This is a genomic window from Vreelandella sp. ssv (assembly GCF_059448525.1).
The window spans coordinates 3,192,412-3,210,170 of the sequence record NZ_CM182545.1 but is presented as its reverse complement, the minus strand read 5'-3'; the positions used below and the strand labels follow the sequence as shown (position 1 = coordinate 3,210,170).

At 56.4% G+C, this 17,759-nt stretch carries 13 protein-coding genes; 5 read left to right on the top strand and 8 right to left on the bottom strand.

Annotation, left to right across the window (positions count from 1 at the left end):
* Positions 1–60 precede the first annotated feature (60 nt).
* Positions 61–1,581 carry an acetaldehyde dehydrogenase ExaC gene (gene exaC, locus AC5TBW_RS14555; protein ID WP_495509254.1) on the top strand — a complete coding sequence of 507 codons (1,521 nt, stop codon included), beginning with the start codon at positions 61–63 and terminating at the stop codon, positions 1,579–1,581.
* A gap of 86 nt (positions 1,582–1,667) precedes the next feature.
* On the opposite strand, the gene dauA is transcribed toward exaC, so the two are convergent.
* The 3 genes from dauA to AC5TBW_RS14540 all read right to left on the bottom strand — a co-directional run bounded on the left by dauA (position 1,668) and on the right by AC5TBW_RS14540 (position 6,236).
* Entirely contained in the window at positions 1,668–3,404 is a 1,737-nt protein-coding gene (dauA, locus tag AC5TBW_RS14550; RefSeq protein ID WP_495509253.1) for a C4-dicarboxylic acid transporter DauA, read from the bottom strand.
* A gap of 147 nt (positions 3,405–3,551) precedes the next feature.
* The gene (gene betT, locus AC5TBW_RS14545) at positions 3,552–5,600 is read right to left on the bottom strand and encodes a choline BCCT transporter BetT (RefSeq protein WP_495509252.1); all 2,049 of its coding nucleotides are present in this window, start codon (positions 5,598–5,600) and stop codon (positions 3,552–3,554) included.
* Positions 5,601–5,816: 216 nt separating this feature from the next.
* Positions 5,817–6,236: a hypothetical protein gene (locus AC5TBW_RS14540; RefSeq protein ID WP_495509251.1), complete on the bottom strand. Its 420-nt coding sequence runs from the start codon at positions 6,234–6,236 to the stop codon at positions 5,817–5,819.
* Between the two features lie 149 nt (positions 6,237–6,385).
* Here AC5TBW_RS14540 and AC5TBW_RS14535 point away from each other — a divergent pair, with 149 nt between their 5' ends.
* Positions 6,386–7,336 (top strand): alpha/beta hydrolase fold domain-containing protein, encoded by a 951-nt coding sequence (locus tag AC5TBW_RS14535; RefSeq protein ID WP_495509250.1) that lies wholly within the window; start codon positions 6,386–6,388, stop codon positions 7,334–7,336.
* On the opposite strand, the gene AC5TBW_RS14530 is transcribed toward AC5TBW_RS14535, so the two are convergent.
* The 4 genes from AC5TBW_RS14530 to AC5TBW_RS14515 all read right to left on the bottom strand — a co-directional run bounded on the left by AC5TBW_RS14530 (position 7,333) and on the right by AC5TBW_RS14515 (position 13,884).
* Complete coding sequence (locus tag AC5TBW_RS14530) at positions 7,333–8,028, bottom strand: response regulator (protein ID WP_495509249.1); 696 nt, start codon at positions 8,026–8,028, stop codon at positions 7,333–7,335. The genes AC5TBW_RS14535 and AC5TBW_RS14530 overlap by 4 nt on opposite strands.
* A gap of 89 nt (positions 8,029–8,117) precedes the next feature.
* Complete coding sequence (locus tag AC5TBW_RS14525; protein ID WP_495509248.1) at positions 8,118–9,524, bottom strand: ATP-binding protein; 1,407 nt, start codon at positions 9,522–9,524, stop codon at positions 8,118–8,120.
* Positions 9,524–12,661, bottom strand: coding sequence for an efflux RND transporter permease subunit (locus AC5TBW_RS14520; RefSeq protein ID WP_495509247.1), 3,138 nt, complete (start codon positions 12,659–12,661; stop codon positions 9,524–9,526). Before AC5TBW_RS14520 ends, AC5TBW_RS14525 begins: the two co-directional genes overlap by 1 nt.
* Positions 12,658–13,884 carry an efflux RND transporter periplasmic adaptor subunit gene (locus AC5TBW_RS14515; protein WP_495509246.1) on the bottom strand — a complete coding sequence of 409 codons (1,227 nt, stop codon included), beginning with the start codon at positions 13,882–13,884 and terminating at the stop codon, positions 12,658–12,660. Before AC5TBW_RS14515 ends, AC5TBW_RS14520 begins: the two co-directional genes overlap by 4 nt.
* Positions 13,885–14,105: 221 nt before the next feature.
* Between AC5TBW_RS14515 and AC5TBW_RS14510 the strand changes: the two genes are divergently transcribed.
* Positions 14,106–14,699 (top strand): TetR/AcrR family transcriptional regulator, encoded by a 594-nt coding sequence (locus AC5TBW_RS14510; protein ID WP_495509245.1) that lies wholly within the window; start codon positions 14,106–14,108, stop codon positions 14,697–14,699.
* Positions 14,700–14,746: 47 nt separating this feature from the next.
* Here the strand turns inward: AC5TBW_RS14510 and AC5TBW_RS14505 are convergent, their stop codons facing one another.
* On the bottom strand, positions 14,747–15,757 hold the full coding sequence (locus tag AC5TBW_RS14505) for a zinc-binding alcohol dehydrogenase family protein (RefSeq protein WP_495509244.1): 1,011 nt from the start codon (positions 15,755–15,757) through the stop codon (positions 14,747–14,749).
* Positions 15,758–15,879: 122 nt separating this feature from the next.
* Here AC5TBW_RS14505 and AC5TBW_RS14500 point away from each other — a divergent pair, with 122 nt between their 5' ends.
* Positions 15,880–16,785 (top strand): LysR family transcriptional regulator, encoded by a 906-nt coding sequence (locus tag AC5TBW_RS14500; RefSeq protein WP_495509243.1) that lies wholly within the window; start codon positions 15,880–15,882, stop codon positions 16,783–16,785.
* 97 nt (positions 16,786–16,882) lie between these two features.
* Positions 16,883–17,758, top strand: a complete 876-nt coding sequence (locus AC5TBW_RS14495; protein ID WP_495509242.1) for an alpha/beta fold hydrolase — start codon at positions 16,883–16,885, stop codon at positions 17,756–17,758.
* Position 17,759: the final 1 nt, after the last annotated feature.

Below are 17,759 nucleotides of genomic sequence, written 5' to 3'. Positions count from 1 at the left end.
GCTTTAGTGAACAACACTGTCAAAGCATCTTTAATAATCATAATACTCAGGAGCATGACAATGATCTACGCCAACCCTGGTGACGCCGGTTCACTGGTGTCATTTGAAAAACGCTATGGCAACTACATCGGTGGCGAATTTGTCGCCCCGGTCAAAGGCCAATACTTCGACAACATTAGCCCAGTCAATGGGCATGTATTTTGCGAAATCCCCCGCTCGACGGCTGAAGATATCGATAAAGCGTTGGACGCGGCCCACAAAGCGGCACCTGCCTGGGGGAAAACCTCAGTCCAAGAGCGCAGCAATATTCTGCTGAAAATTGCCGACCGCATTGAGCAAAATCTGGAAATGCTTGCCGTCGCGGAAACTTGGGATAACGGTAAAGCAGTACGCGAAACCATCAATGCCGATATTCCATTGGCCGTCGATCACTTCCGCTATTTTGCAGGCTGCCTGCGCTCCCAGGAAGGCACCGCGGCGGATATTGACGCCAACACGGTCTCTTATCACTTCCATGAACCGCTGGGTGTGGTGGGACAGATTATCCCCTGGAACTTCCCGATTCTGATGGCTGCCTGGAAACTGGCACCTGCGCTGGCAGCGGGCAACTGCGTGGTCTTGAAGCCTGCGGAACAAACCCCCGCATCGATTCTGAAAGTGATGGAAGTGATTGGCGATCTGTTGCCACCTGGAGTGCTCAATATCGTCAACGGCTTTGGTGCAGAAGCGGGTCAGGCACTGGCCAGCAGCAAGCGTATCGCCAAAATCGCCTTTACCGGTTCTACGCCTGTCGGTTCGCATATTCTGAAATGCGCGGCGGAAAATATCATTCCTTCTACCGTAGAGTTAGGCGGCAAATCCCCCAACATCTACTTCGCTGATATCATGAACGCCGAACCGACGTTTATTGATAAAGCGGTAGAAGGCTTGGTGCTGGCGTTCTTTAACCAGGGCGAAGTGTGTACCTGCCCCTCGCGCGCGCTGATTCAAGAGAGCATGTACGACGAGTTCATGGCCAAGGTGATCGAGCGCACCAAAACCATCAAGCGCGGTAACCCGCTGGATACCGATGTACAGGTAGGTGCCCAAGCTTCCCAGGAGCAGTTCGACAAGATCATGTCCTACATGGATATCGCGCGGGATGAAGGTGCTGAATTCCTTACCGGCGGCAATAAAGAGACCATGGATGACAGCATCAACAGCGGTTACTACATTCAGCCCACGCTGCTGAAAGGTAACAACCAGATGCGCGTCTTCCAGGAAGAGATCTTTGGCCCGGTGGTGGCAGTCACTACCTTCAAGGATGAAGAAGAAGCCCTGGCGATTGCCAACGACACCGAGTTTGGCTTGGGCGCAGGCGTTTGGAGCCGCGATATCAATGTCGCCTTCCGCATGGGCCGAGGTATTCAAGCCGGTCGCGTGTGGACCAACTGCTACCATCAATATCCCGCCCATGCGGCCTTCGGTGGCTACAAAAAATCCGGCGTTGGCCGTGAAACTCACAAGGTGGCGCTTGAGCACTACCAGCAAACCAAAAACCTGCTGGTCAGCTACGATATCAACCCGCTGGGCTTCTTTTAACGCCTGACGTTGTGTAGCTCAATAGCCTCCCAGCGCTGTTTGCCGGGAGGCTTTTTTGTAGCCCCGAATTGCCTAGCTAACATTTTTTAATCAGTCGTTCCTAACCAGCGGCGCGACATACGCTCGGCGTGGGTAAGGTTGTTGACGACCGCTAATTTGCCAGCTTCGCGCTTAATGCCCGCGCGTTTGATTTTCAATGCCATGCGTGGCGGTAATCCCACAAACATTACCCCCACGCCTTGCCCACCTAGTTCACGGCGCAGTGTATCCAGCGCCACCATCGCAGTGGTATCCAGGCTGGGCACATCACGCATATCCAAAATGACGATTCTCACGCTGTGATCAATGATCCGCAACGTGGCGATGGCTTTTTCTGCGGCGCCAAAAAACAGTGGGCCGCTAATTTTGTAGAGCGCTACTTCTGGCGGGAAGTGTTCGCCAGTGGTGGGTGAGGCAAGGCGCTGGGTCGTGGTTAGCTGCGCCATCCGGCGTATAAACAGCGCTGCGGCCAAGCCAATGCCAACGGCCACGGCGATCACCATGTCGAAGATCACCGTCAGTGCGAAGCAGATCACCAGTACCCAAACATCGCTGGCGGGGGCGCTCTTCAGCGTGTGCACAAAATGCCGCGCTTCACTCATGTTCCAGGCAATAATAAACAGCAGTGCGGCCAAAGCCGCCATCGGTACATACCCTAGCACGCCTGCCAGTGCGACGACGGCCAGCAGCACCACTAATGAGTGCACCAGCGCAGCGATCGGTGAAAAAGCGCCACTTTTGATATTGGTTGCGGTGCGTGCCAGTGCGGCCGTGGCGGTAATGCCACCAAAGAAGGGCACCACCAGATTGCCGAGGCCTTGGCCAATCAGTTCGGCGTTGGGGTCATGGCGGGTGCGGGTCAGGCCGTCGGCGACGACGGCGCACAGCAACGATTCAATCGCAGCGAGTAAAGCAATCGCCAGCGCTGGGCCCAGCAGTGCTTGAATCAACGCAAAGTCGAGCTCAAGCGGTGTGCCATCTGCATCAGGGAGATGCCAAGGGGCCACAAAGCTCGGCGCAAAGGGAGGAATGCCGCTGCCGCTTTCACCCTGGAACTCCCAGCTAAACCGCGAGGCGATGGTATCGACCTCAACGCCACCCATTAGCAGCAGCGAGGCCGCCAGCGTGCCCACCGCTAAACCGACCAACGGGGCAGGTACGGGGGTATTTAAGCGCGGCCAAATTAACAGCGTTGCTAAGGTAACAAGCCCGACGCTGATCTCCGCTAGCGAAAGCGTGGGTAGCGCTTGGCCAATCAGGACCAGGTTGGCTATGGTGCTGTCGCCCAGCTCGACCCCCGTCAAGCCCAAAAAGTCCGGCAGCTGTAACAGTGCAATCACCACGCCGATGCCCGCCGTAAAGCCAAGAATCACCGGGTAAGGGACATACTGAATGAGGCTGCCTAGTCGCGAAATCCCCAGCGCGACCAAAATAGCGCCTGCCATAAAGGTGGCAATCAGCAGCCCACCCAAGCCATGATTGGCAACAATCGGGAAGAGAATAACCACAAACGCAGCGGTGGGGCCGGAGATGTTAAATCGTGAACCGCCGGTTAGCGCGATAATCGCCCCTGCCACAATGGCTGTATAGAGCCCATGTTGGGGCGGTACCCCAGTGGCAATCGCCAGCGCCATGGAAAGCGGCACGGCGACAACGCCAATCGTCAACCCTGCCATCACGTCACGCTTAAATTTACCCAGCGAATAACCTTCACGCCAGGCGTTGAGTAACGCACTGCCAGGAATCGGGAAAGCGTATCCCGAAGGTCGATGTGCGCGGGACATGTGGCCAGCCTCCTAAGCATCAGGGAAATCAGTCTATTACGCTACTCCTACCCTGGAGTTCTCACAACAAGGCGTTAGTCGCGCAGTCGTTCACGCACAAAAATCCCGGCACAGGGGCCGGGATTAGGGGGGGTAACGTGGAGGCCGTTACATCTGCGCGTCTTCAGGCGGCTCGCCAATCGTGCCGGGCATCGCCTGCACATGGCCCATCTGCTGACCCGCCAGGGTGAGGAAGTGAAGATGGCGCTCGTATTCGCAGACCAAATCACCAATCACCTGACCACGGGTATAGCCGTTGAGATCCTTGTCCTGCCCACCTTCAGCCAAGTACACATCCAAGCGTACATAGAAGTCGTCGTCAGCCGGGATAAAGCTGGGAGTGCGCATGCGATGCGGACAAACTTGGTAAACAAAGCTGGTGGCTTCGCCAAAATCGACTTGTAGCGTCAGGTTGGCTAGCGTTTCACCCTCAACGTGCTCTTCGGTCACGTTGGCGGTTTGGCCACGGCTTTCAAGCTCCTGGGCGAACTGCGTCATCGCAGGGCGAATCGCATGCTCGATGGTTGCGGCCGCACCAGCGCGGTTAGAGGTATCCAGGGCGCGATCCAAACGCTCTTTCCAGTCGCCGCCAGGAGCGCTACCGGCAATCATGCGGCGTGCATCGGCCTTACTGCCTTCCATTTTCAGGGCTTTATACATGCCCACCATGACCGCAAAAATGACCAGTGAGAACGGCAGTGCGGTAATGACCACGGCACTCTGCAGTGCATTTAAGCCACCGGCCATCAGCAGCGCAATGGTGATCAAGCCGATCATCGCTGACCAGAAAATGCGTAGTTTAACCGGTGCATCATGGTTCACATCGCTCAAAATAGACGTGAAGTTGGCCAGTACCAGCGCACCGGAATCCGCTGAGGTAATAAAGAACACAATACCCAGTACGGTGACGACTGCCGCGGTGAGGCCGACGTAAGGGTAGTATTCAAGCAGTGTATAAAGCGTGGTTTGCGGGGTGTTTAGCGCCTGTTCGCCTAGCTCCACAACGCCTTGATTAGCGACCAATTCAATACCGCTGTTACCGAATACCGACATCCATACCATCATAAAGGCCAGCGGAATAAACAGTGCGCCGGCGACGAATTCACGAATAGTACGTCCACGTGAGATACGGGCCAGGAATAGACCGACGAAAGGCGTCCAGGCTATCCACCAGCCCCAGAAGAAGATCGTCCACCACATCTTCCACTCTTGTGCGCCCTCATCGGCAAAGGCATAAGTGTCAAAGCTGGCGCCTACAAAGCCCGATAGATAATCACCGGCGTTATTGACCACTTTATCCAGTAACACCAAAGTGTCGCCTGAAAAGAGTACAAACAGCATCAGCGCCAATGCCAGCAGCATGTTGAACTCTGATAAGCGGCGAATGCCTTTCTCAACCCCGGTCACCACCGAAATCGTTGCTAAAATGACCACCAGAACAATCAACATCACCTGCACGGTGAGGTTTTCCGGTACACCGAACATATAGGTGAGGCCGTAGTTAAGCTGCATTACCCCAATGCCGAGACTGGTAGCAATGCCGAATACGGTGGAGATAACCGCGGTTATATCGACCGCGTTACCAATCGGACCGTGGATACGTTTGCCCAGAATCGGATAGAGCGCGCTGCGAATCGCCAGTGGCAAACGGTGACGATAGCTGAAGTACGCCAGCGCCATACCCATCAACACGTACAGCCCCCAGCCAGAGAGCCCCCAGTGCAGATAGGTTTGAACGACGGCGTTACGCATCGCTGCCTGGCTTTCCGGGGTTAAATCCGGCGGTGCCAAGTAGTGAGCCACCGGCTCGGCAACGCTAAAGAACAGCAGGTCGATACCGATACCCGCAGCAAACAGCATGGCCGACCATGAGAGTAGCGAAAACTCAGGCCGAGAGTGATCAGGCCCCAGGCGAATGCTGCCAAAGCGCGACATCCCAATGGCAATAACGAAAACCAAGTAAGCCACAATGGCGAGCATGTAGTACCAGCCAAAGGTTTTGCTCACCCAGGCAAGCCCGGCGTCGAAAAAATCGCCAGCTTGCTCGGTAAATAGCATGGTCAGCACTAGAAAGATAAGTATGCCCGCCACACTGCCGTGGAAAACCACGGGATTGAGGCGGTCGCGGGAGGGAAGAATAGGGTTGTCTTTCGCCATGCAGGCGGACTCCTGTTTTGAAGGTGATGGTTAAGACAAGGTTTTATTTTGAATGAACGTTCAAATAAAATACGCGATTAAGCCTTCCCCTTCAAGTTAACCTCTCTTTTTGTGTGATCAATAAGCGTAGTGTGAGCGGTGAGAAAAACGCAAAGACGGACGCAAAAAAGCCCGGCAAGCCGGGCTTTCACACTAACGTTTAAAATTAATTAACGCTTATTCACTATCGACGCTGTTTTCATTGTCACCGTGGTGCTCGCGTGTGCCGTGCTTACCCCGATACTCTTCATGGGCTTCGTGCATGGCATTGCGCAGTGCTTCCTGCTCTTCATCAGAAAGGATCTCGGCGACCCGCTCGTGGTGCTCTTCACGCAGCGCGTGCATGGCTTCACGATGCTCAGCGTGAGCCTCGTTGAGCTCAGCCTGCTTCTCTTCAGAGATTTCAGCGCGCTGATATACCTCTTGGCGACGCTCCTCCATGCGCTCTTCCATACGCTCGCGATCAAAGCCTTGACCTTCATGGTCACCGTGGCTATCCGCTTGAGCGGTAAGCGCTAGCGGTGCAATAGCTATAGCCAGCAGGGCCGGGGCGAACAGTTGGCGAATTGATAGTTTCTTAGCATTTGAAATTTTCATTAGTTCTCTCCTGATGAGTTGACGATGCCAGTATCACCAGGTGGCGTGCAAACCGTTTGCAGATAGTGTGCAACAATCATGATCTTATTGGCTTGTTGCAGGTCGTAGTCGGTAGGTGAGGGGTCACCTAGTTTTCAAGGAGAAGCATAATGTCGCGAACCGAGCTATTTCGCGTGTGGCAACAGCGTTGCGCGTTGACTCACCTACGCCGAGTGACTGGTCTGGGGGCACTTGCCTTACTACTGAGCGGGTGTAGCGCTTCGCAGCACGTTAGCCAGGGTGAACCTGCGATTGAAGGCAATGCTCTAATTGAACCCCAACCCTTTACGCGTCTGGCGCCTGCCACTTACACGCCCGAGGCGTGGCCTCAGGCATTGAACGCTGACGTTTATCTACCCACCACGCCGGCCAATACGCGGCGACCCGCAGCGTTAATAGTGCATGGCGGCGGCTGGCGCAACCGCACCCCGGCAGATATGCAAAGCATCGCCGAGCAGTTGGCGGGGCAGGGCTATGTGGCGGTGAATATCGAGCACCGCTTTGCGCCGGAGTATCAATTCCCTAGCCAGTTGCATGACTTGCAGCAGGCCATGGCCTGGATTCACGCCAATGCCGATGAGTGGCAAGTGGATACCGATCGCATTGTGGGCGTTGGCTTTTCATCAGGTGCCCATCTGGTGAGTTTGCTGGCACTGGCAGGCGTAGAAGGACCGTTGGCTGAGCCATACGGTGGTGAGCAGAGCCGTCTGGCTGCGGTGCTGGCCGGTGGCCTGCCCAGTGATTTGCTCAAATTCGAGGATGGGCCGCTGGTGGTTGATTTTATCGGCGGCACCCGCGCAGAAGAGACCGAGACGTATCAGTTAGCTTCGCCTGCCTGGCAGATTACCCCTCAGGCGCCGCCGTTCTTCCTATTCCACGGAAAATGGGATCAATTGGTGCCGGTGGATCACGCCACGGACTTCTATCAAGCCCTGCAGGACAACAACATCGAAAGTGAACTCTACCTGCAGCGCTGGCGCGGCCACTTCGCTAGCTTTTTACTGCGCGGTGGCGCCATTGATGCAGGCATCGCTTTTCTCAATCGGCAGGTCGACCTCTAACCCTCCGGCTGATACTTATAGCCGACACCATATACCGAGCGGATGATTTCCAGTTCGGGGAGCGCTTCGTGGATTTTCTTGCGCAGTTTTTTGATGTGGCTGTCCACGGTGCGCTCTGAAACGATGCGGTTATCTCGGTACATGTGATCCATCAGCTGTTCGCGGCTGAAGATGCGTCCCGGTGCCTGCATCATTACGCGCAATAACTGAAACTCCACCGCGGTCAGGCCCAGGTCCTGCCCGTGGGCGAGCGCTTGCCAGCCATCTTCGTTTAAAACCACGGGGGCGTTTTGCACTTCACTGGGTGCCTCGGCTGCCGCTTGGCTGCGGCGCAGTACGGCTTTGACCCGAGCGACGACTTCACGAGGGCTAAAAGGCTTGCAGATATAATCATCGGCGCCTAGCTCTAGCCCCAGCAAGCGGTCGACCTCTTCTACCTTGGCGGTCACCATGATGATGGCAATGGCGGGCCACTGCTGGCGAATTTCCCGGCTCAAAGTGAGGCCATCTTTTCCTGGCAGCATGATATCGAGCAGGACCAGGGCAGGGGAGTGCTGCTTCATCCACGGCATCACTTCATCACCGTGGCCCAGGGTCGTCACCTCAAAGCCATGGGTGGTTAAGTAGTCCGCCATTAAGCGGGCAATCTTTGGTTCATCTTCGACAACGAGCAAAGAGGCAGCATGAGACATAGAGGTAGACTCGCTTAGCAATGAACGGAAAAGCATGGCTTAAAACTGTTTTATAAACATTCGTTCTTAAACAATTGTTTTGAAAAATATCAGACTGGGGACAACAGGGGAAAGCGCAGTGTCCAGCGCAGTCCACCTAGTGTTGAGGTGGAGGGCGTCAGCGTTGCGCCGTGGGCATTGACCAAAGCGCTTGCAATGGAGAGGCCCAAGCCACTGCCGCCGCTAGCGCGGTTACGCGACCCTTCCACTCGATACAAACGCTCGGTTAAGCGTGCCAGCTCTCCCTCCGGTACTCCCGGCGTACTATCTTCCCAGGTGACCACTGCCATTCCTTGTTGCTTCGTGAGCGTGACGCGGAGCTCTCCCGGCGGCTGGGTGTAGGCGCAGCTATTATCCAGCAGGTTGTTCCAGAGCTGGCGCAAGCGCTGGGCATCGCCACGAATCATGATGCCAGGCTCGATCTGTTCGGTCAGCGTCAAACCGCTGTCAACTAACCAGCGATCGGCGTCAGCCAGGCGGCTAGCCAGGCAGTCGCTAAGGTCCATCGGTGCTAGCTGTATATCCAGCGCGCCCGCGTCGCTTTGGGAAAGCAGGCGTAAATCTGCCACTAAGCGCTCTAGCTGACCCACTTCTTGGGCGAGTGAGCCTAGGTTCTCCTGATTCAGGGGCCGAATGCCATCCTGCATGGCTTCGATCTCTCCTCGCAGTACCGCCAGCGGCGTGCGCAGCTCATGGGCCGTATCTGATACCCAGCGGGCGCGGGCATCTCGGCTAGCTTCCAGCGTGGCGGCAAGCACATTGAAATCCCGCGCTAAGCGCGAGAGCTCGTCGCGGCCGCGTTCCGGTAGCCGGGTGTGGTAGTCGCCTTCGGTAAGGCGCAGGGTAGCGCCTGCCAGTGCTCGGGTACGACGTCCTAGCCACCAGGATAGCCCGCCTGCCAATAGCAATGAGGCAACGCAGAGTGATATGACGATAAGCACCAGATTACGCTGCTGGCGCTCCAGAAAGCGGCTCTCCATGCGCTCCATCATTTCCCGCGGCGGCCGGAATCCCAGCGACCCGATAGTGTTTTCACCGCTGCGCAGCGTTAGCCAATGCCAGTTGCCTGAGTTTTCGCGCCCGCTATGGGGTGGCACCACAAAGCGCCCATCCGCTCCGCGCAGACTGAAATCCCGTGCTTCGCCGAGCGGTGAGGGTCGGTCGCGATGCTCTTGGCCCAATTCAAAACGAACAATAAACGGCCAACGTTCCGGTGACTGCTCCAGCCACTCCCAGCTCTGTTGAGTTTCCCAGCGTGTGACAAGACCATCTGCCAACAGCGTGGCGCGGCGCTCCTGAGCTTGGTTGAGATAGTCGAGAAAGCCACGGTCAATACTGTAGGAGACGGCCAGAAACATACTGGCTGAGATCGCCACATTGACGCTAAGAATAATCACAAACAGCTTCAGGCCCAGCCGGGAGGGCCGCCATTGGCGTATCGCAGTGAGCACTGCCATTAATGAGCTCCCTCTTCTTGACTCGATTTGTTGTCGCTCAATTTGTTGCTGGGTGATGGCTGACGCGGGGCACTAAGCCGTTCGCGAACATTCTCCATGCCCAGGTAGAGGCAAGGCACCAGAATTAACAGGATAGCCGTAGCGAACAGCATGCCAAACCCTAGCGAGATCGCCATAGGAATCATAAAGCGCGCCTGCCGCGAGGTTTCCAAGATCATGGGTGCCAAGCCCAAGAAGGTCGTCAGCGTGGTCATCATAATTGGCCGTAAGCGGCGGGTAGCGGCTGCCACGATGGCACCCCGGGCATCCATGCCTTCGCGGCGTTTACGGTTAGCGTAGTCAATCAGCACCAGCGCATCGTTAATCACTACGCCAGAGAGCGCGAGCATGCCCAGCAAACTGATAATCGAAAGCCCGAATCCCATAATCATATGGCCGGCCACCGCACCGACAATGCCGAAGGGAATGGCGGCCAACACCAGCAGTGGCTGCAAATAACTGCGGAACGGAATGGCGAGCAGGGCGTAAAGGGCAGCAATCATCAACCACATGGAGGTCTTGAGCGTGGCCAAGTTGTCGGCGGTGTCCTGCTGACGACCGCCCATGCTCACCTCAAGCCCTGGCCAAGTGGCTTCAAGGTTGGGGAACACCTCCTCCTGCAACGTTGCCAGTACCTGGTTAATGGCCAGATCGCTTTCCGAGTCGGCGGTGACGGTAATAATCCGTCGCCCGTTGATGCGCTCAAGGCTGCTCGAGGCCTGACTGATGGTAATGTCGGCTACCCGCGAAAGTGGCACGCTGAGGCCATCAGGGGTGCGCACCGGCATGCGGTAGAGCTCATTCAGGCTGTCGCGATTGTCGTTGGGCAGTCGAACCTCAACGCTGATTTCGCTGCGCCCAACGTACTGTTCAAGTGCCGTAGCGCCTTGAAGAGGCCCGCGCAGCGCTTCAGCTAAATTGCTACCTGTGAGCCCCAGCGCGCGGCCTTCGGCAGAAAGACGCATCTCTAACTGTGGCTTACCGTCGCCCAGGCCGCTGTCGATATCGGTGAGCCCATAACCGCCCAATGTTTCCGCCAAACGTTCGGCGGCGGCTTCCAATACCTGCGTATCCGGATGGGAAAGGCGCAGGCTGAGCGCTGCGCCGCTGCCGGGGCCGCCGACGTCTGCCTCAAAGCGCACTGACTGAGCACCGAGCAAGTCACCGGTTAGGTCGCGCCACTCCCGGGCGATGCGCGACGGAGGCCACGCTTCCAGGCTCTCGCTGGCAATATCCAAACGCACTTCCAAACTTTCGCCATCTAAGCGGCTGCGTGTGCTACTGAAGCTAAGTGTCTCTTCGCGCTCGCTGAGGGCATCGGCGGCGTCGAGCAACTGTTGGCTCAGCTCACGACTAACACTGATATTGCTGCCAATGGGCAGCGTTACCGTTGCCTGCACCTGATCCGATTCGACCCGTGGCATCAGGGAAAAGCCCAAACGCCCGCTCATTGCCCAGGAGAGGGCGATCAGCAGAATGGCGATGCCCAGCGAAATGCTCAGCAGGCGCTGGTTCAGCGCGCGTTGCAGGAACGGCTCGAACTGACGATAGGTGAAATGGTGCAAGCCACCCTGGAGGCGCTGGCGAAGTGATTCAAGCGGACGCTGCCACGCCGGGGTTTGGCGCGGTTTTCGGCTATGCGCCAAGTGGGCGGGCAGTATGACGAGGGCTTCCAGCCAGGAGATCACAAAAACGGTCACCACCACCACCGGCACGGTGGCAAAAATCAGCCCTAAAAAGCCGGGTAAAAACAGCAGCGGCAAGAAGGCGACAATATTAGACAGAATGGCAAACGTGAGCGGTGTGGCGATCTCGCTGGCGCCTTTCACCGCCGCATCGCGCAGTGAATAGCCCTCTTCGCGGTAGCTGTAGATGTTCTCGCCGACAATGATGGCGTCATCCACCACGATGCCCAGGGCGATAATAAAGGCGAACATCGACATCATGTTCAGCGAGACGCCGATCCAGGGCAGAAACAGCATGGCACCCAGAAACGCCGTGGGAATACCCAGCGTGACCCAGAACGCCAATCGCGCCTCTAAAAACAGCGCCATCAGCACTAAAACCAACGCCAGTCCCATCCAGGCGTTTTTTAGCAGCAGACTAAGGCGGTCTTCGTAAATTTCCGAACTGTCGCGGGAGATAGCCAGGCTGACGCCTTTCGGCATCCCTGCGCGCAAGCGTTCAAGTTCACCGTTGACGGCTTTTGAAATACTGGTCGGGGTTTGATCACCGATTTGGTACACATCGACGGAGAGACCGGGTTGGCCGTTATAGAACTCCTCACGATCGGTCTCGGCAAAGCCGTTGCTGACCCTGGCGATCTCACCGAGTGTAATCGGAGCGCCCTGAGTGCTGGTGAGTATCGGCAGTTCAGCAAAGGCTTCAGCGCTATTGCGCCTCCCTTGATAGCGAATGAGCCACTCGCCTTCGGCCGTCGTTAGCTGGCCACTGGCAAGGTCAAGCGCCTCTTCGGCTATGCGGCTAGCCAACGCCTGATGGTCGAGACCAAAGCGCTCGATGGCCTCTTCATCCAGGTGGACTTGAATCTCCCGCTCACGGTTGCCGGAAAGCTCAGCGCGGGAGATGCCCGAGGTGGCTTGCAGCTCGCCGCGTACATCTTCAGCCGCGTCGTGGAGGGCCTCTAGGCCGACCTGGCCATAAACCTGCAGGCTGAGCACGCTGCGCGAGCGTCCCGCCAGGGTGAAACGCGGTGGGTCGGCGGCGCTGGGCAGCGTAGTGATAGCGTTAACTGCCTGCTGGATATCCTGATAGGCGCGCATCACATCAATGCCGTCAATCAGCGTGGCGCTGACGATGGCGCTGCCTTCGTTGGCTGTGGCGGTCAGCTCGTCAATGCCTTCGACATCGGCGATCGCGGCTTCCACCGGTAGCAGCAGGCTCTGTTCAACATCTTCCGGCGTGGCGCCAGGATAGCTAATCGTGACCTGAACGACTTCGGTGTTGAATTCGGGGAACACTTCCTTCTTAATCGCCAGCGAGGCCATTAAGCCGCCAACAATAAACAGCACCATCAGTAAGTTGGGTGCTACTCCGTGGTCGACCATCCATGCCAGTGGGCCACGTGGCACTTTCATGATTCGTCTCCCGGTTCATCTCCAGCTTGGGCCGGGGTGTCGTTGGGCCGGCGAATGCGCACTAGCTGGCCTTCTCTAGGCTGAGCCAAGCCCGCGGTGACAACCTGCTGGCCGGCTTCCAGACCACTACGAATCAAAGCGTTATCTTCCCCGCGATAGGCCAGTGTGACGGGAGTACGGCGCAGGCGATTCTCTTCGTCTACCCGCCACGTTACGTCACCGGGACGAAGCGCAGCAGAGGGCAGCGATATGAGCGGCTCTTGAATATCGGGATGAAAGGAGGCGCGTAATACATCGCCCAGGCGCAGGGCAGGGCCGTCGGTCTCTAGCGCCAGCGGATCGTTCACCGCGATAAGTAGCTGGGCTTGCAGGCCATTCTCTTCCAGGCTGGGCAACATCGACAACAGCGTGCCTTCACGTGCGGCGCCTTCGGGCCAGCCGCGGCTGGTTAATGTCACGCTGCTGCCCGCTTCCAGCCACTCCATCCACTCACCGGGCAGTGAGGCGCGCACCCAAAACTGCTCAACGCCCACCAGGTGTAATACCTCGGTGCCTTGACTGAGCAGACTGCCTGCGCCGACCAAGCGTTCCTGCACCATGGCCCGCCAGGGGGCGGTGAGAGTTGCGCGCTCTACATTCAGTGCTGCCTGATCGCGCGCCACGCGTGCCTGGGTGAGTTCAGCTTGTGCTTGGCGCAGCTGTGGTTCACGCAACACCAAGGCTTGGCGTTCGGCGGAGAGTTGGCGACCAAAGGATTCGTATTCACTGCGGGCGCGCTGCTGCTCTGCCTGCTCTAAAGCGAGTAGCGCCTGGGCATTAGCCAATTGCGCTTGGGCATCTTCCAGCGTCAACGCTAAGTCAGCTTGATCAATAAACGCCACGGCGGCGTCCCGCTCGACGACTTGGCCGGGCACAACGCCATCAGCGAAACGCTCTAATTGACCTGCCACTCGGCTTGCCAGCATTGCCTCTTGCTCCGCCTCAACGCGACCAAAACCGTAAAGATTTGGCGCCTGAGTGCTCGCGGTCACGGACATTACGTCTACCATTGTAGGTAGAGGTTCCGGCGGCGTTGTGCGCACAATGCGGGGTGGCTGCGATATGATCCACCAAGCCAGCACAAGGGTGCCAACAAGTATCGATAACGCAGCCACGGCACCTAAACGAACGCGGCCTCGTTGATAAGACGAGTGAGGGGAAGATAAACAGCGTTTTGGTGTCATTGCCGCGCGTCATCCGTTGGCTAGGGCGAAAAATCCAGAAAAATAAGCGTATGATGCTAGCATCACGCATTGTTAAGCAGCCATTAGTCAAATAATGTGCAAATAACATGCAATCAACATTTACTTGGCACTCACTCGCACAACTTTTTACTTACTGGGCTTTTACTTACATGGCTTTCATTCACTTGCTCATAATAGACTGACTGGTCTACTTTAATCGTATGAAAAATAATGTAACCCGCGACAAACTAATTGATATTGGTGCCCAGCTGATTAGTCAGCAGGGCTACAACGCGACGGGTATTAATGCCGTTTTAAAAACCTGCGGTGTGCCCAAAGGCTCCTTTTATCACTACTTCTCCAGCAAAGAGGATTTCGGACTGGCGGTGATCGAGCGCTTTGCGGCGACTTATGACGAAACACTGGTGGCACTGCTGGAAGATAGTGAGACGCCGCCACTTGAGCGCCTGAAACGGTATTTTGCGGCAGGTCGTGACCATATGCACGAGTGCGATCATGCCACGGGCTGCTTGATTGGCAACCTTGGTCAAGAGCTTTCGGGCCAGAGCGACACCTTCCGTGATGCGTTAAACCTCGTGCTTCAACGCTGGGAACAGCGCTTCGTGCGCTGCCTGCAGGATGCTCAGGTACGGGGTGATATTGCCAGCCACACCGCTCCCGAGGCGCTCGCCAGCTTTATTCTAACCGGTTGGGAAGGTGCCATTCTGCGTGCCAAAACGCTTAAATCCGTCGAGCCGATGGAGCAGTTTGAAACGATCCTGTTTCAGCAGGTATTAGCCCGTCCATCGCCATAACCTGGCGATGGACAAAGAGCCTATCAATTTTTAGCGCTTTTCTAGGCTTAAAAACCTTCCAAGACCAGTTTGCCGATCGTGCGGTTGCTCTCAATAAGGGCGTGCGCACGCGTTAAGTTCTCGGCGTTAATCGGGCCTAACACCTCACCCAAGGTGGTTTTTAGTCGTCCGTTATCGACCATGGTCGCCACCTCTGTGAGCAGATCATGCTGCTTGGCGAGATCGTCAGTGGTGAATAACGGGCGGGTAAACATCAGCTCCCAATGCAGCGACAGGCTTTTCATTTTGAGCTTACGTACATCGATCAGCTCCGGGTCATCAATAAGAGCCAGTTTCCCCTGGGGCTTGAGAGCTTCAATAATGGCATCAAAGTGGTGGCCCGTCTGGTTAAGGCTGATCACCATATCCACCCCGTCAAAGCCCGCCGCTTTAAGTTCTTGATCAATTGGCTGGTGGTGGTTAATCATCGCGTCGGCGCCTAGCGACTTCACCCAGGCCTGGCTTTCGGGCCGAGATGCCGTACCAATGACGGTAATATCGGTGAGTTGCTTCGCGAGTTGAACCAGTATTGAGCCCACTCCCCCCGCTGCGCCAATCACCAATAGGCTTTTGCCTTTTGTATCGCGCATGCCCAGCTCTAGGCGGTCAAACAGCAGTTCCCAGGCTGTAATGGCAGTTAAAGGCAGAGCAGCGGCTTCAGCATCAGACAGACTTTTCGGTGCCAGGCTGGCGATGCGCTCATCGACCAGTTGAAACTCAGCGTTAGAGCCCTGGCGCGCAATATTGCCCGCGTACCAGACCCGGTCGCCCGGCTGAAAACGCGTAACGGCGCTGCCAACAGCATCCACGATGCCTACCGCGTCAAATCCCAGTACACGCGGCTCGCCGGTTTCCGGCAGGGCACTGTTGCGCAATTTGGCATCAATGGGGTTTACGGAAATGGCGCTAACCGCAACGCGAATATCGTGAGATTCTGGCGTTGGGATAGGTAACTCAATCTCTTGAAGTGCATCAGGATGATCAATAGGCAGGCTTTGGGTAAAGGCAATCGCTTTCATGATGGTGAGTCTCGTGAGTTTAGGTTGCGCCATCATGCCTGGATGTCGTTTTGCTAAAAAGAGGGGTAATCTTGCTAACAGTTTCTAATAAATTTTGAAAATAGCAGGCCCCAGGGGGTTTAATGCGTGTCGATGATCTAAAGGTGCTTATCTATGCCGCCGAGTACGGCAGCCTTTCTGCCGCTGCGCGAGAGTTAGCGATTACCCCAGCGGTAGCCAGTGTGGCTATCAAACGTTTGGAAGACGCGCTAGGCACGCGGCTATTGGTGCGCTCCACCCGCAGTTTGCGACTAACCACCGCGGGCGCACTCTACCTTGTGCACGCTAAAGCGGCACTCAACGCACTCACCCAAGGCGAGAAAGAGCTCCATCGCGAGCGTCAAGAGATTGCTGGTGAGCTCAGCCTTGCCATGCCTTCCGACCTGGGTCGCAATGCGTTGCTGGGCTGGTTGGATGCTTTTATGGCCCAGCACCCGCAGCTGCATTTACGCCTGAGGGTAAGTGACCGCGTGAGTGATCTATTCCGTCAACCCGTAGAAATTGCTCTGCGTTACGGCGTGCCGGAAGACTCCAGTCTCGTCGCACTGCCGCTTAAAAGCGATAATTGCCGCGTTGTGTGTGCCTCTCCTGACTATATTTTGCGCCACGGCAGGCCCGCTTGCCCCGACGATTTACGTCAGCACAACTGTCTCTGTTTCGTGCTCGGTGATCGTGTCCATAACCAGTGGCAGTTCGGGAGTGACAATATCAGCGTAAAAGGCAATCGGGTGAGCGACGATGCCGAGTGTGTGCGGCGCTGGGCAGTGGCTGGCGAAGGCATTGCTTACAAATCCCAGCTAGACGTTGAAGAAGATCTTCGAAATGGTCGCCTGGTGGCAATGCTGGAAGAGTTTCCCAGCGAGCCAACGCCGCTCTACCTGGTATGCCCGCATCGCCTCTCATTGACGCCTGCCGTGATAGCGTTAAAAGACTTTCTTATCGAGCGGTTAAAAGAGTACAGCGCGCTAGCGACTGACGTCAGGGTTTAACATCAACTTGTATTGCGAATTACTGATATAGGCGTTTATAACAGCGCTACGCGACAACATTGTGTTATTTACAATGCCAGCAGACCAGGAGATCACCATGTTTCATGGGTTTGAAAAACAGGCGCGCCACGTTAATGGCGTCGAGATCGCTTTTAGAATGGGCGGTAGCGGCCCAGCACTATTACTGCTCCACGGCCACCCGCAGACCCATGTGATTTGGCACAAAGTAGCGGAAGCGCTTGCCCAGCATTTCACCGTTATCGCAGCGGATCTGCGCGGCTACGGCGATAGCAGTAAACCCGACGACGACCCCGAGCACCTTAATTACGCCAAGCGCGCTATGGCGAAGGACATGGCTGAGCTAATGAGCTCGCTGGGGTTTGAGCGATTTAAAGTGTTGGCCCATGATCGAGGCGCGCGGGTCGCCCACCGATTAGGGGTTGACCACGCTGAGCGAGTAGAGCGCATGGTGTTGTTGGATATCGCCCCCACGCTTGCCATGTATCGCGGTACCAACGAGGCCTTTGCACGCAGCTACTGGCACTGGTTCTTCCTGATTCGCCCCCAGCCGCTGCCGGAAATGCTGATCCAGAGCGATCCTGCCCAATACCTAAAAAGCGTGATGGGTGCCCGTAGTGCCGGTATGGCGCCTTTCTCTACAGAAGCGCTGGCCGAATATGAGCGCTGCCTGTCGCTTCCCGGTACCGCCACCGGTATTTGCGGCGATTATCGCGCCAGCGCTTCCATCGATTTAGTTCACGATCAGGCAGATATCGACGCTGGGGTAAAACTCACCTGCCCGATAAAAGTGATGTGGGGCGCAGAAGGCGCCATTGAAGCCTGCTTTGATGCGTTAAGCGAGTGGCAAAAAGTCGCCACCGATGTAGAAGGCAACGCACTCCCTTGCGGCCACTACATCGCCGAAGAAATCCCCGAAACACTACTTGAGGAAGCGCTGCCGTTTCTATACTAGC